Source organism: Bradyrhizobium sp. USDA 4503, assembly GCF_054055815.1.
In genome coordinates this window covers 7409665-7423240 of the sequence record NZ_JBSRXS010000001.1, presented here as the reverse complement: position 1 = coordinate 7423240, position 13576 = coordinate 7409665, and the positions used below count along the sequence as shown (strand labels likewise).

The window sequence follows — 13576 nt, the reverse complement described above, 5'->3', positions numbered from 1 at the left end:
ATGCGCGAGAGCAGGAAGGAAGCGGTCAGCCGCCACAAGCGGGAGCTGATCCTCGACGCGGCGCGCAGCGTGTTCGCGGAGGAAGGCCTCGAGGGCGCGAGCCTGCGGGCGATCGCGACGCGGGCCGGCTACACGCCGGCGGCGCTGTATTTCCATTTCGATTCCAAGGAGGCGATCTACGCCGAGGTGCTGCGGCAATCGCTGGCCTCGCTCGGCGAAGCCGTCAGTGCGGCGGTCGCGACGACGCGCGGCGCCAAGCAGAAGCTGCACGCAGCAGGCATGGGCTTCTTCCGCTATTACGCGGAGAACCCGCGCGACCTCGATCTCGGCTTCTACTTGTTCCGCGGCGGCATGAAGCCGGCCGGGCTCGGCCATGACCGCGATCACGCGCTGAACGCCGCGCTGGAGGCGGCGCTGCATCCGATCGCCGAAGCCGCAGAGGCGCTCGGCGCCTCCAGGTCGAAGGCGAACACGGTGATGGTGGACTGCTTCGCGCATGCGACCGGCCTCCTGCTGCTATTGCACACCGGCCGCATCAGGATGTTCGGCGCCTCGGCACCCGATTTGATGGATGCCTATCTGCGCGACAGGATCGCACAGATCGCAAAGGAGTGAGGCGCCTCAGTTGCGCGGCCGATATCGTAGCTCGGATGAAGCGCAGCGAAATCCGGGATTCACGCGCGCACGTTCGACCCGGATTACGTTTCGCACCATCCGGGCTACAGGTCTCACTTCCCGTGCGCTTCCCGCATCTTGGCCTGGATCTTGGCCATGCCGCCGATCCAGCGGTCGTAATTCTCGGTCTTCTTGCGCATGTAGCCGAGCACCTGCGGATGCGGCAGGATCAGGAAGGTCTCCTGCTCGATGCCCTTGAGTGCATCCTGCGCGACCTGCTCGGCGGAAAGATCGCCGTCGCCGGATTGCGGGCCCTTCGGGATCGAGCGCAGCATGTTGGTGTCGACGCCCTGCGGGCAGAGGATCGAGACCTTGATGTTGTCGGCGCGGTGCGAGATCGCGAGGTTTTCCGCAAAGCCGACCGCGGCGTGCTTGGTGGTCGAATAGGCCGGGCTGCCGACCTGCGACAAGAGGCCCGCGGCCGAGATCGTGTTGAGGAAATAGCCGCCGCCGCGCGTCTTCATGCGCGGCACCAGATGCCGCGCGGCATAGACATGCGCCATCACATGGATCGCCCAGCTCCGCGACCACGGCTCGTCCGAGGTGCCGCCGGCGTTCACCGACAGCGGATCGAAGCCGCCGCCGATGCCGGCATTGGAGCAGAACAGCGCGATCGGGCCGAACATGCGCTCGGTCTCGTCGATCACATGCAGGATGTTCTTCTCCTGCCCGACGTCGCATTTGAAGGCGGCACCACCGACCGTGGCCGCGACCTTCTCGGCCGCGCCATGATCGAGGTCGACGACCACGACCTTCGATGCGCCCGCGGCATGGAACGCCTCGCACAGCGCCTTGCCGATGCCATTGCCACCGCCGGTGACCACCACAACCTTACCTGCCACCTGCATGGCCATCCTCCCGATATCTTGATTTCAGCGCATGATCCGGAGAGCCGGTCTCATGTTCAAACAGAGGGATCATGATATCCCATCTTTTGCCGATGCATGATCTTTTCGCGAGGCCGGCCCGGCCCTGTGCGTAACGCTGGCGGACCGCTCAGCTCGCCAACACGACGTCGAACACGGCCGTGTAGTGGCAGGCGGCCCCGAGCAGCACGAAGCAGTGCCAGATCGCGTTCTGGAAGCGCAGCCGCCGCCAGGAGTGGAAGATCACGCCCAGGCTGTAGAGGATGCCGCCGGCCAGCACGAAGCCGAGCGCCATCGCCGGCAGTGCCTTCACGACGCGGTCGTAGAGCATGATGCCGCTCCAGCCCATCGCGAGATAAAGCCCGATCGAGAGTCGGTCGAAGCGGCCGGGATAGCGCAGCTTGAGCCAGATCCCGACGATCGCCACGCACCACACCCCGACCAGCAGCGCGATCGCGAAGGTGCTGTCCTTCAGTTCCACGATGAACGGCGTGTAAGTCGCGGCGATCAGCAGATAGATCGCGGAATGATCGAAGCGCCGCAGCACCCATTTGGCGCGCGACACCGGCCACAGATTATAGGTCGCCGACAGCACCAGCATCGCGAGCAGGCCGGCGACATAGACCGACACCACGGCGATGTCGAACGGGCCGGCATAGACCGCGGTCAGCACGATCAGCGCGGTGGCGGCGACCAGCCCGAAAGCGACGCCGACGAGATGGACGACGCCGTCGGCGATCAGCTCGGCACGGTCGTAGTTCCACAGCGCGGCGCCGGCCGCGTGGATCGAGGTCGAGGCAAGTTGCTTCAGGCGGAAGACCGTCATGCAGGCTTTCCCGTGGGCCGATGGACGATGGGTAGCGCGGGTGGTCTGACGCGTTCAATTCCCTGCCCCCCGACAACCCCTCGCCTGCAAAGGCGCCGGAAATGTGAAGCTTGATTTTGGCCCGATAATCGCCACCTTGCGGGTGATCGCCCGCCCCTTTTGGTCCCTCCTGCCGGGTTTTCGTTAACCCTCCATGCCCCCCAGCTTCACTGATATCGTCGAGGAAGCCCGTCTCTCGGCGCGGGCGCTGCTCGACTATGGCGAGGGCTTCTTCAACCCGACGGTGCGGCTCGGCGTCACCGGCCTGTCGCGCGCCGGCAAGACCGTGTTCATCACCGCGCTGGTGCACGGCCTGACCCGCGGCGGCCGCTTCCCGGTGTTCGAGGCCTATGCCTCGGGGCGGATCGCGCGCGCCTATCTCGCCCCGCAGCCCGACGATGCGGTGCCGCGCTTCGCCTACGAGAACCATGTCCGGACATTGGTCGAGGAGCGACGCTGGCCGAGCTCGACCACCGACATCTCCGAGCTCCGTCTCGTGATCGAGTATCAGCGGCAAAATGGCGCGGACCGCACGCTGACCCTCGATATCGTCGACTATCCCGGCGAGTGGCTGCTCGACCTGCCGCTGCTCAACAAGAGCTACGAGCAATGGTCGGCGGAGAGCCTTGCGCTGTCGCGCGAGCCGCTGCGCGCAAAACTCGCGGCGTCCTGGCACGCCCATCTCGCGACGCTGAAGCCCGAAGCCAAAGAGGACGAGCAGGCCGCGCTCACCGAAGCACGCCTGTTCACCGACTATCTGCGCGCCTGCCGCGACGAGCGCTTCGCGATGAGCCTGTTGCCGCCCGGCCGCTTCCTGATGCCCGGCAATCTCGCCGACACGCCGGCACTCACCTTTGCGCCGCTCGACGTGCCCGCAGGCGGCAGCGCGGGTGACGGCTCGCTGTGGGCGATGATGCGGCGGCGCTTTGAAGCCTACAAGGACGTCGTGGTGCGGCCGTTCTTCCGCGACCATTTCGCGCGGCTCGACCGCCAGATCGTGCTGGCCGATGCGCTCGCCGCATTCAATGCCGGCCCCGAGGCGCTGCACGATCTCGAGGCCGCACTCGCCGGCATTCTCGACTGCTTCCGGATCGGCCGCAGCACGATCCTGAGCGCGCTGTTCCGGCCGCGCATCGACCGCATCCTGTTCGCGGCCACCAAGGCCGACCATCTGCACCACCAGAGCCACGACCGGCTGGAGGCCGTGCTGCGGCGGATCGTGGCCAAGGCCGCCGAGCGCGCCGAATATGCCGGCGCCGATATCGACGTCGTCGCGCTCGCCGCGGTGCGCGCCACGCGCGAGGCGCAGGTCCAGCGCGGGCGCGACCGGCTGCCGTCGATCCTCGGCACGCCGGCGCCGGGCGAGGTCGCCAATGGCGAGCGGCTCGACGGCGAGACGGAAGTTGCGACCTTTCCGGGCGACCTGCCCGATAATCCGGAGGAGCTGTTCAACGGCGGTTTCCGCGGCCTCTCAAGCTCGGACACAGAGGCCGTAGACTACCGCTTCCTGCGCTTCCGTCCGCCAAAGCTGGAACGAAACGGCGATGCAGAGCCGGTGCTGCCTCACATCCGCCTTGACCGCGCCCTTCAGTTCCTGATCGGAGACAAACTGCAATGAACGAGAAGACGCCCCCGCGGCGGCCGGCGACGTTCAAGCTCGACGATCCCGGCGTGGTCGTGATGGATCCGGACGACGGCAGCCGCCTCACCCGCGGCACGATCCAGATCGTGCCCGAGGCCGAGCCCGCGCAGCTCCCGGTCCCGGTCGATACGCCGCTGGTGCCGGCGCGCCGCGGCTTCCGCTGGGGCACACTGTTCTGGAGCGCGGTCGCGGGCCTCGTGGTGCTCGGCACCGGGCTTGGCGTCCTCAACCTGGTCGAGGACCTGTTCGCACGCAATGAAGGCCTCGGCGTCCTCGGGCTGGGACTCGCCGTCATCGCCGCGGTTGCGCTCGCCGTCGTGACCACGCGCGAGCTCGTCGGCCTGGCAAGGCTTGCGACGATCGAGAAGCTGCATCTGCGCGCCGCCGAGGTGCTGATCAGCGACGACCGGGCCGCGAGCCGCGCGATCGTTGCCGATTTGCTCAAGCTCGCGCACCAGACCCCGCAGCTCGCTCGCGCCCGCAGCGAGCTGCAGAGCCACACCGACGACATCATCGACGGCGCCGACATGATCCGCCTCGCCGAGCGCGAGCTGATGACACCGCTCGACGAGGAAGCGCGACGGCTGGTGTCGACGGCCGCGCAGCGCGTCTCGGTCGTCACCGCGGTCAGCCCGCGCGCGCTGTTCGACGTGCTGTTCGTGTTCGTGGCGAGCTTGCGGATGATCCGCCAACTGGCGCGGCTCTATGGCGGCCGGCCCGGCGCGCTCGGCATGATCCGACTGCTGCGCCACGTCATCGCGCATCTCGCGATCACCGGCGGCATGGCGGCCAGCGACAGCCTGATCCAGCAGATGCTCGGTCACGGCATCGCGGCAAAACTGTCACAACGCCTCGGCGAAGGCATGCTCAACGGCCTGTTGACCGCCCGGCTCGGCCTCGCCGCGATCGACGTCACCCGCCCGCTTCCCTTCAACGCCCTGCCGCGCCCGGCGCTGACGGATCTCGCGAAAGACCTGATCCGCAAGCGCGAGGAAGAGGAATGAGGTGCTTGCCTCGCCCCGCTTGCGGGGAGAGGCCGGAATTTTCGCGAAGCGCAAATTTCGGGTGAGGGGGAGTCTCCGCGAGACCAACTCTCGCCGTCCCCGTGGAGAGTCCCCCTCATCCCGACCTTCGCAGAGCGAGCTCTGATCGTCTCGTCCCCGCAAGCGGGGAGAAGGAGGAGGCCAGCACGCGCCAGCGGAAGAAGGTGGTGTCCGGCGGCGGCGACAGATCGGGGGTCCAGCCGCTGATCTTCTCCAGCGCATAGGTGTCCATCACCATGCCGCGCCAGCTGCGCGTCACGCGCTCCAGCGGCTGGCGCACCGCTGATGTCTCGCTCCACAGCGGCAGATTGTTCTCGGGCTCGCGCCCGACATAAATGCCGGCGTGATCGCGGATCTTGCTCATGCCGGGATCGGCAAAGCCCTGGAAGCGGCCGCGTTCGTTGATTTCGATGACCGTCACCTTCCCGCGCAGCAACCAGCGCAGCATCGCATAGGTGCGATAATCCGTGGTCGCGACCCAGGTCGCGCCGGTCGCCTCAACCTGCGCCAGCGTGCGCGCAGCCACCACATCGTAGCCCGCCTCGGTGCCGATCGGATCGGTGCGGCCGATCAGATTCCACGGCGCGAACATGTAGTAGAGGAAGACGCAGACGACGAACACGATGCCTGATGTGATCGCGGTCCGCGCCCAATATACCGTCGATTTGACGAGCTCGACCGACCAGCCCTCGAACGGCATCCGCGTGACGTTGATCGCGACCGCCGCAAATCCGGCTGGCCACAAAAACATCGGCCAGGTGTCGCCGACCCGCAGCGTCAAGGACTTCCAGAGGAAGTAGATGGACGGCGCCAAGACCGCGGTCGCCAGCAGGATCGCAACCGGCTCGCGCTTGCGATAGCCGCGCCATGCCGTCAGCGCGGTGCCGAACAGCGTCACCGGCAGCAGCACGAAGCCGACCAGGCCGAACTGCATGCCGACGAATTCGCCGACGGTGCGCAGCGTGAAGGCGCGCTCGGCGGTGGCGCGCACCGCCTGGAAGCGGAACGAGGCCCAGTCGTGCTCGGCATTCCAGATCAGCACCGGCGAGAACACAACGATCGCGATCAGCGCGGCAAGATACGGATACGGGCTGCGCAGCCAGCGCCAGCGCCAATCCGGCACCAGCGCAAAGGCGAGCACCGCCGGCGCGAACATGATCGCGGTGAATTTCGACAGCAGCGCCAGCCCGGCAAACAGCCCCGCGGCGAGCCACCAGCGCCCGTCACCGCTTTGCGCAAGCCGCACCAGCGACCACAGCATCGCCACCGAAAACGGGATCAGCGCCGTATCCGGCGCGACCTTTGCCATCAAGAGGCCGTAATACAGCGCCGTCTCCGGCAGCAGCAACGCCAGCATCACGGCGCGGACGTTGTTGGCCGTCACGCGGCGGACGATGTCGGCGAGCAGGAGCTGGGTGGCCAGCATCGCGACGATGCCGCCGAGGCGGACGCCGAGATTGGTGTCGCCGAGGATCGCGGTGCCGAAGCGGATGAACCAGGCGACCATCGGGGGATGGTCGAGGAACGACAGCACGTTTTCCTTCGACCAAGTCCAGTAATAGGCCTCGTCGGTGCGCAGATCGAGCGCATGGGCGTAGACCAACCGCATCGCGGTCATGGCAACGATCACGGCGATGACGCCCCGCCAGTCCGGCGCGCGCGAACGGGCCGGCTTAACGCTGTTGTTATCGGCTCCGGGTTCGGCTTGGGCTATCGTCACGGCGCGCTTTTTGTTCGACTCTTAACGGAGTGTCAACGTGCCGCACGGCCCGCTCTCACGGCTGGTCCGGACCCGCGGTGGTGTTCAGCGCGGGAATTAACCACTAGACTTGCCGATCATGAATCACATGGCCTCCCCCTCGCGCGAGCACTTGCAGGACATGGCCCGCGGTATCGGCCTGCGGCAGGTCCGCATCGTCACGGGGGCGATCATGTTCGCCTACCTGACCAGCCATTTCCTCAACCACGCGCTCGGCAATATCTCGACGGAGGCGCTGGCGATCGGGGTCTACTACCACACCGAGTTCTGGCAGTTCCTGCCGGTCGCGATCGTGTTCTACAGCGCCTGCCTGGTGCATACTGGGCTCGGCATCTGGGCGCTCTATCAGCGCCGCGAGTTCCACTGGAAGGCGATCGAGCCGCTGCAGCTGACGCTCGGCCTCAGCATCCCGATGCTGATCGTCGCACACGTCGTCGGCGTACGGCTCGGCCAGACCCTGTACGGGCAAGAGAAGCTCTACCCACAGGAGCTGTACACCTTCTTCATCGCCTCGCCGAACCGGCTGTGGCAGATGCTGGCGGTGCTGGTGATCGCCTGGGTACATGGCTGCATCGGCCTGTATTTCTGGCTGCGGCTGCGTCCGTTCTTCAAGCGCGCCGCGCCGTTCCTGCTCGCTGGAGCGGTGCTGATCCCGACCCTGGCGATGCTCGGCATCTACCAGGGCGGCCGCGCCACGATGGCGGATTATCAGGATCCCGACTGGCGGCGCGAGGAGCTGTCGGTGCAGAAGCTCGGCACGGCGGCGCAGGGGACCACGCTCGAGAAGATCACCGACGGCCTGACCATCGGCTATCTCGGCCTGCTCGGCCTCGTGCTGCTGGCGCGCGGCGCGCGGGCCCTGCTGGAGCGCCGCGGCGGCATGATCGCGCTGTCCTACGGCAACGGCCGCACGCTGCGGGTACCGAAGGGATTGAGCGTGCTGGAAGCAAGTTTGCGCTACAACGTGCCGCATGCGAGCGTCTGCGGCGGCCGCGCACGCTGCTCGACCTGCCGCATTCGCATCATCGGCGACCACGCCGGATTGCCCGAGCCCTCGCCGCGCGAAGCCTTCGTGCTGCACCGGGTCGGCAATGACGATCCGTCGATCCGGCTGGCCTGCCAGTTGCGGCCGACCGCCGACCTGAACTTCTTCCAGCTGTTCCTGCCGAGCACGACGTCGGCCAACGCCCACGCCGCCAATCCGGCACGGGTCGGCCAGGAGCGCTATCTGGTCAGCATGTTCGTCGACATGCGCGGCTCGACCCAGCTTGCCGAGAAGCGGCTGCCGTTCGACACCGTGTTCATCGTCAACCGCTTCCTCGGCGCGGTGTCGCAGGCGGTGCTGGAGGCCGGCGGGCGGCCCAACCAGTTCATCGGCGACGGCATGCTGGCGCTGTTCGGGCTTGCCACCGACCGGCAGGTGGCCTGCCGCCAGGCGTTGCGCGCGGCGGCGCTGATCGCAACCCATATCGACGAGCTGAATCAATTCCTGAGCCACGATCTGCGTGAGCCGATCCGCTTCGGCATTGGCATCCATGGCGGCGAGGTGATCGTCGGCGATATCGGCTATCGCGACCACATGGTGTTCACCGCGCTCGGCGATGCCGTCAACGTCGCGGCACGGCTGCAGGACATGACCAAGGCGCTGGCCTGCGAGGCGATCATCTCGGACGAGGTGCGCGTCACCGCCGGGCTCGCCGACGATGCCCTGCCGGCGCAGGAGGTCGCGATCCGCGGCCGTAACGAGCCGATGACCGTGCGCACGGTCGAAAAGACGCAGCTCCTGTCGACGCTGGTCGACGACCGGCGCGCCGTCGCGGCCTGACCGGTTCATCTCCGCTTCAGCCCAATGTGACCTACCGCACACCCGCCGGTGCGTTCAGCAGAGATGCTCGAACGTGCCCGGTGCCGGATGCGACTGACTGGCGACGGGTAACACTGCAACCGCGCCGCGACAGAACTCAACGCGCACCTGAAGGAGAAGACCATGTTTCGCAAAGTCACGCTCGCTCTCGCCACTGCCGCAACCCTCGGTGCCGCCGCGCTGGCGCCGACCGCAGCTTCCGCCAAGCCGTTCTTCTGGCATCCGCATCACCATCACTTCTGGGGTGGCCCGGGCGTTGCCGTCGGCTTCGTCGACTCCGGCTGCTACGCCACCCGCCTGGTGCTGACGCCCTACGGCTATCGTTATCGCACCGTGAACGTCTGCTACTGATCGAACCTTCTACTTGGATGGAAACGCCCCGGTCGTCCACGCGACCGGGGCTTTTCGTTGTTGCGACGCAACGCTGCGAAAGCTCAATTGACTCGCGGTTGTCAGGTGCGACATTCGGACCGCGCGCATTCCATGATGCGAAGGCGCGCAAGGCAATCTGGGCCTGGTGATGACCGGCTCACGACAGAACAGCTTCGGAGGAAGCGGAATGCTCGATCGACGAGACTTGATGAAGCGCGCCGGATTGGCCGCTTTGGTGACGGGGCTGGGATCAAGGGGTGCATTCGCCCTCGACACCGTGACGCTGCCCTTTGGCAATGGCGAGCGCCCGCTGGTGCGCTACCCGCAAAAGCGCCCGATGATCGGCCTGACCGCCCGCCCGCCGCAGCTGGAAACGCCGTTTGCGATCTTCAACGACGGCCCGATCACGCCGAACAATGCGTTCTTTGTCCGCTATCACCTCGCCGACCTCCCCTACAATCTCGATCCGGACAAGTTCACGCTGGAGATCAAGGGCAAGGTCGACAAGCCGCTGAAGCTGTCGCTGAAGGACATCAGGAAGCTGAAGGCGACCGATATCGTTGCCGTCAACCAGTGCTCCGGCAACAGCCGCGGCTTCTTCAGTCCGCGCGTCGCCGGCGGCCAGCTCGGCAACGGCGCGATGGGCTGCGCGCGCTGGCACGGCGTGCCGCTGAAGACCGTGCTCGACATGGCCGGCGTGCAGGCCGGAGCCAAGCAGGTCACCTTCAACGGCATGGATGGTCCGGTCAGCGACAAGACGCCGGATTTCGTCAAGGCACTCGACATCGACCACGCACGCGACGGCGAGGTGATGCTGGCCTGGGGCATGAACGGCGAGGACCTGCCCTTCCTCAACGGCTTCCCGCTCCGCCTCGTGGTGCCCGGCTATTACGGCACCTATTGGGTGAAGCACCTCAACGAGATCACCGTGATCGACAACGTGTTCGAGGGCTTCTGGATGAAGTCCGCCTACCGGATACCGGATACGCCGAACAATGCGGTCGAGCCCGGCACCGCACCGAAGGCGACGATCCCGATCAATCGCTTCACGGTGCGCTCGTTCATCACCAGCGTTGCCGACGGCGCCAAGCTGAAGGCCGGCCGCACCATGCTGCGCGGCATTGCCTTCGACGGCGGTAAAGGCATCAAGGAGGTGATGGTCTCGACCGACGGCGGCAAGAGCTGGACGCCGGCCAAGCTCGGCAAGGACCTCGGCAAATACGCCTTCCGCGAATGGAAGTTGCCGGTGAAGCTCGCGGCCGGTCCCGCAGAGCTGAAGGTGCGCGCCACCAACAATGCCGGCGACACCCAGCCGATGGATCCGTTGTGGAATCCGGCCGGCTATCTGCGCAACGTCGTCGAAACCGTGCGCGTCACCGCAGCGTGAGGAGAAGCATCATGACCAGCAAGCTGCTTCCATCCCTCGCCGCGATCGCCGCGCTGTCGATCGGCGCCGCCATCGCCGCGCCCGTGAACTACACGGTCCCCGAGGAAACCGCGGCCTTCAAGCCAGGTCCCAACCTCGAGGTGGTGCAAAACAACTGCACCGCCTGCCACTCGGCCGACTACATCAAGACCCAACCGCAGGGCGAGAAGTTCAAGAAGGATTTTTGGCAGGCCGAGGTGACCAAGATGATCAAGGTCTACGGTGCGCCGATCGAGGAAGCCGACGTCGGCAAGATCGTCGAATACCTCTCCGCGACCTATTGAAACGCGGCCGGTCGATCCCTGCGTGCCGGCCGAAAAGGCAGCGCGCGGGACGATCGATCCAGTTCGGGACATTGGAACCGGTCCGTTTTTGCAGCGCATCAATTGACCACGAAACGGGCAATCCGGCGTAAAACCCCCGCAAAGCGGGTTGTTTCCGGTCAAAAACACACCGTCGTTTGATCTACCCAGCTTTTTTCAAACTGCTATCCTGTCGTTGCGGACAAGCCGGTTTTTGCGGGGACCGACTGGTCTGTTTTCGATTGATTCCGCGGAGACGACTGGAATGCCCAAAGGTACAGTGAAGTGGTTCAACCCGACCAAGGGTTATGGATTCATCCAGCCCGCATCGGGCGGCAAGGACATTTTCGTTCATATTTCAGCAGTTCAGAAGGCTGGCCTTCAGACCCTCAACGAAGGTCAGTCGGTTGAATACGAAGAGATTGCAAATCGCGGCAAGACGTCAGCCGAAAATCTCAAGGTCTAGCGTCACAGCGCCAGATCCGGCGGCGCACTCTCGGACGCCATCCGGGAGTGGGGGCCGATCCACACACCAGACAACGTGACGTTCGGCGGGGCGGGCACGATGCCCGCGCGCCATGGCGTTGAACTATATGGCGTTGAACTATTTCGGCGGCCACCGCTCGCGCGCCGACAACAGCCTTTTGCGCCGGGAAGCGCGCGGCTGCGCATTGCAGCATCACAGGCACGTGCCGCTCTGGCCGTTGCCGCACGGCACCCGCTTCGACAGCTGCTGAACCTTGCGCTTCGACTCGGCCTGCGCCAGCACGTCGAACACGCTTGACGGGGTGAGCTGCGTGGCCTTGCGGAAGTCCTCGGTCGCCTTGTCGACATGGTTGAGCGCCTCATGCGCCTTGGCGCGGGCGAACAGGCCCTCAACCGTCTCCTTCTGCGCGATCGCCCGGTCGAGATCCTCGACCGCCTTGTCGTAGTTGCGCAACGCCGACCAAGTGATGCCGCGCAATGTCAGCGCCGGCTGATAATCGGGCCGCGCAGAGAGGATGAAGTTGAGATCCTTCATCGCGTTATCCGGCTTCTTCAGCCCGAGATAGGCCCGGGCGCGCAGCACATGCGGGAAAGCATCGTTGGGCGCCCGCGTGATGATCTGGTCGAAGGCGGCGATGGCGCGGTCGTACTGGGAGGAAGTCAGCATCGCGAGCCCGCGGCCGAGCTGTGCCGTCGGATTGTTCGGGCTTCGCTCCAGCACAGCGTCGATATCGACCAGTCCCTCATCTGCGCGGCCCTTGAGCATCAACGCGAGGCCGCGCCACGATTTGGCGATCAGATTGGTCGGCACCAGCGCCAGGGCCTGATCGAAATCCAGCAGCGCCTTGTCGAGCTGATTGAGGCCGATATGGGCGAGTCCACGCTCTGTGAAAGCGAGCGTCTCCTTGGGATTGAGCGAGATCGAATGATCGTAGTCGGCGAGCGCGTCCTGCACCTTGCCGGTGCCGGCCTTGACGAGGCCACGCGCCAGATACGCCAACGAATTGTTCTGATCGAGCGTGATGGCACGGCCGGCGTCGGCCATCGCTTGATCGAACTGCCGCGTGCCGGCGGCATTGAGCGCGCGGGCCGCCAGCAGCTGCGGATCGTCCGGCTTGACCTTGAGCAGGGCATTGAGATCGTTGCGCGCGTCCGCCGACCGGCCGAGCTTTGAATAGGCCACTGCACGCAGGCGCAGCGCAGCCTCGTTGCGGGCATCGCCGCCCAGCACCTGGGTGAGATTGGCAACGGCGCCCGCGTAGTTGCCCTGTGCGACGAGCTCCTTGGCCTGCTCGACCTGCTGGTTACCCGCCGCCGGCCCGGCTGGCCGCGCCGGCGGCGCGCCTGGAGCCGGTGCGGCCTGCGGCGGCGCGGCGCCGCCTGCTGCCTTGGCGAGTTCGGCCTGCATCGTGACCGCCTGCTGGCGCTGCTGCTGGATCTCCTTGTTGTCGGGAAGCACCGCCAACAACCGGTCGAAGTCGGCAATCGCGCGGGCATAGTCACCCTTGGCGCTGTAGAGCTGGGCACGGGCGAAATAAGCGTTGCGCTCGGCCTGCGGCGCCTGCGCGATCGCACGCGAGAAATCCTCGATCGCTTTATCCATGTCGCCCTTGCGGCGATGGGCCTGACCCCGCCAGTAGAATGCATTCGGCGTGCCGGCGTTGACGGCAATCGCGGTGTTGGCGTCGGCCACCGCCGCATCGGGCTGTCCGGTTTCGACATAGGCCCGCGCGCGCCCGACACGGGCAGCGGGAAGATCCTGCCGCAACGTGATCGCCTGGTCGTAATCCGAGATCGCATCGCTCCAGGCGTGCTGGTCGGCGCGCAGATTGCCGCGCGCCAGGAAGCCGAACGGGTTCTTCGGCTCGAGCTCGATCGCGCGATCGAAATCGGCGCGGGCCTGATCCAAGCTGCCCTTGCGTTGCTGGACATAGCCGCGCGCGATCAGCGCCGGCACGAATTGTCCATTCAGCTGCACCGCTGCATCGGCATCGCTGAGGGCCTGATCGATCTTGCCGCGCGCGATGCCAAATCGCGAGCGGCCGGTGAAGGCCTTGGTGCGGTCCTCCGTGGAGCGTGCGGTATCGTTGATGATGCCCGAGCACGCCGCCTCGACCTTGTCCGTCGGCGGCCCGCTGCAATCCTCGACATCGCCCGCGCGGGCCGGACCGGCGAGCACGGGCCAAAGTAGCAGCGCAAGCGCCAGCAGCTGTGGGAAACGAACGCCGCGGGTGGCGGCATCAATGCAGATCGAACGTGAACGCATATGGTAGCCT

Annotated in this window: 12 protein-coding genes; 8 read left to right on the top strand and 4 right to left on the bottom strand. The window is 66.1% G+C overall.

The window, feature by feature from the left end; all coding sequences use genetic code 11:
* A complete protein-coding gene (locus ACVMIH_RS35305; protein WP_229190944.1) occupies positions 1-615 on the top strand; it encodes a TetR/AcrR family transcriptional regulator in 615 nt (204 codons plus the stop codon).
* A 113-nt stretch (positions 616-728) separates the two neighbouring features.
* Here ACVMIH_RS35305 and ACVMIH_RS35300 read toward each other — a convergent pair whose 3' ends face one another.
* The gene (locus ACVMIH_RS35300) at positions 729-1523 is read right to left on the bottom strand and encodes an SDR family oxidoreductase (RefSeq protein ID WP_076830800.1); all 795 of its coding nucleotides are present in this window, start codon (positions 1521-1523) and stop codon (positions 729-731) included.
* A gap of 148 nt (positions 1524-1671) precedes the next feature.
* Positions 1672-2367: a PAQR family membrane homeostasis protein TrhA gene (trhA, locus tag ACVMIH_RS35295; protein WP_057019273.1), complete on the bottom strand. Its 696-nt coding sequence runs from the start codon at positions 2365-2367 to the stop codon at positions 1672-1674.
* Between the two features lie 193 nt (positions 2368-2560).
* On the opposite strand from trhA, the gene ACVMIH_RS35290 reads away from it, so the two are divergent.
* Both ACVMIH_RS35290 and ACVMIH_RS35285 read left to right on the top strand, forming a co-directional pair.
* Positions 2561-4024, top strand: a complete 1464-nt coding sequence (locus tag ACVMIH_RS35290) for a YcjX family GTP-binding protein (protein ID WP_057019272.1) — start codon at positions 2561-2563, stop codon at positions 4022-4024.
* Positions 4021-5052: a YcjF family protein gene (locus ACVMIH_RS35285; RefSeq protein WP_316395305.1), complete on the top strand. Its 1032-nt coding sequence runs from the start codon at positions 4021-4023 to the stop codon at positions 5050-5052. Before ACVMIH_RS35290 ends, ACVMIH_RS35285 begins: the two co-directional genes overlap by 4 nt.
* Before the next feature lie 115 nt (positions 5053-5167).
* Here the strand turns inward: ACVMIH_RS35285 and ACVMIH_RS35280 are convergent, their stop codons facing one another.
* Entirely contained in the window at positions 5168-6709 is a 1542-nt protein-coding gene (locus tag ACVMIH_RS35280; RefSeq protein ID WP_057019270.1) for a glycosyltransferase family 39 protein, read from the bottom strand.
* A 220-nt stretch (positions 6710-6929) separates the two neighbouring features.
* Between ACVMIH_RS35280 and ACVMIH_RS35275 the strand changes: the two genes are divergently transcribed.
* From ACVMIH_RS35275 to ACVMIH_RS35255, 5 genes are all read left to right on the top strand, one after another.
* Positions 6930-8675 (top strand): adenylate/guanylate cyclase domain-containing protein, encoded by a 1746-nt coding sequence (locus ACVMIH_RS35275; protein WP_420888265.1) that lies wholly within the window; start codon positions 6930-6932, stop codon positions 8673-8675.
* Between the two features lie 162 nt (positions 8676-8837).
* The gene (locus tag ACVMIH_RS35270; RefSeq protein ID WP_028334948.1) at positions 8838-9065 is read left to right on the top strand and encodes a hypothetical protein; all 228 of its coding nucleotides are present in this window, start codon (positions 8838-8840) and stop codon (positions 9063-9065) included.
* 208 nt (positions 9066-9273) lie between these two features.
* On the top strand, positions 9274-10473 hold the full coding sequence (gene sorA / locus ACVMIH_RS35265; RefSeq protein WP_057019321.1) for a SorA family sulfite dehydrogenase catalytic subunit: 1200 nt from the start codon (positions 9274-9276) through the stop codon (positions 10471-10473).
* Positions 10474-10484: 11 nt separating this feature from the next.
* Complete coding sequence (gene sorB, locus ACVMIH_RS35260; protein ID WP_057019269.1) at positions 10485-10796, top strand: SorB family sulfite dehydrogenase c-type cytochrome subunit; 312 nt, start codon at positions 10485-10487, stop codon at positions 10794-10796.
* A 283-nt stretch (positions 10797-11079) separates the two neighbouring features.
* Positions 11080-11280: a cold-shock protein gene (locus ACVMIH_RS35255; protein WP_057019268.1), complete on the top strand. Its 201-nt coding sequence runs from the start codon at positions 11080-11082 to the stop codon at positions 11278-11280.
* A gap of 213 nt (positions 11281-11493) precedes the next feature.
* Here the strand turns inward: ACVMIH_RS35255 and ACVMIH_RS35250 are convergent, their stop codons facing one another.
* The gene (locus ACVMIH_RS35250; RefSeq protein ID WP_456864878.1) at positions 11494-13566 is read right to left on the bottom strand and encodes a tetratricopeptide repeat protein; all 2073 of its coding nucleotides are present in this window, start codon (positions 13564-13566) and stop codon (positions 11494-11496) included.
* Between the last annotated feature and the right edge of the window lie 10 nt (positions 13567-13576).

Excerpts from the sequence above, each read along its gene's own strand:
- ACVMIH_RS35305 (WP_229190944.1), top strand. The coding sequence starts at position 1 with ATGCGCGAGAGCAGGAAGGAAGCGGTCAGCCGCCACAAGCGGGAGCTG.
- ACVMIH_RS35300 (WP_076830800.1), bottom strand. The coding sequence starts at position 1,523 with ATGCAGGTGGCAGGTAAGGTTGTGGTGGTCACCGGCGGTGGCAATGGC.
- trhA (WP_057019273.1), bottom strand. The coding sequence starts at position 2,367 with ATGACGGTCTTCCGCCTGAAGCAACTTGCCTCGACCTCGATCCACGCG.
- ACVMIH_RS35290 (WP_057019272.1), top strand. The coding sequence starts at position 2,561 with ATGCCCCCCAGCTTCACTGATATCGTCGAGGAAGCCCGTCTCTCGGCG.
- ACVMIH_RS35285 (WP_316395305.1), top strand. The coding sequence starts at position 4,021 with ATGAACGAGAAGACGCCCCCGCGGCGGCCGGCGACGTTCAAGCTCGAC.
- ACVMIH_RS35280 (WP_057019270.1), bottom strand. The coding sequence starts at position 6,709 with ATGACCGCGATGCGGTTGGTCTACGCCCATGCGCTCGATCTGCGCACC.
- ACVMIH_RS35275 (WP_420888265.1), top strand. The coding sequence starts at position 6,930 with ATGAATCACATGGCCTCCCCCTCGCGCGAGCACTTGCAGGACATGGCC.
- ACVMIH_RS35270 (WP_028334948.1), top strand. The coding sequence starts at position 8,838 with ATGTTTCGCAAAGTCACGCTCGCTCTCGCCACTGCCGCAACCCTCGGT.
- sorA (WP_057019321.1), top strand. The coding sequence starts at position 9,274 with ATGCTCGATCGACGAGACTTGATGAAGCGCGCCGGATTGGCCGCTTTG.
- sorB (WP_057019269.1), top strand. The coding sequence starts at position 10,485 with ATGACCAGCAAGCTGCTTCCATCCCTCGCCGCGATCGCCGCGCTGTCG.
- ACVMIH_RS35255 (WP_057019268.1), top strand. The coding sequence starts at position 11,080 with ATGCCCAAAGGTACAGTGAAGTGGTTCAACCCGACCAAGGGTTATGGA.
- ACVMIH_RS35250 (WP_456864878.1), bottom strand. The coding sequence starts at position 13,566 with ATGCGTTCACGTTCGATCTGCATTGATGCCGCCACCCGCGGCGTTCGT.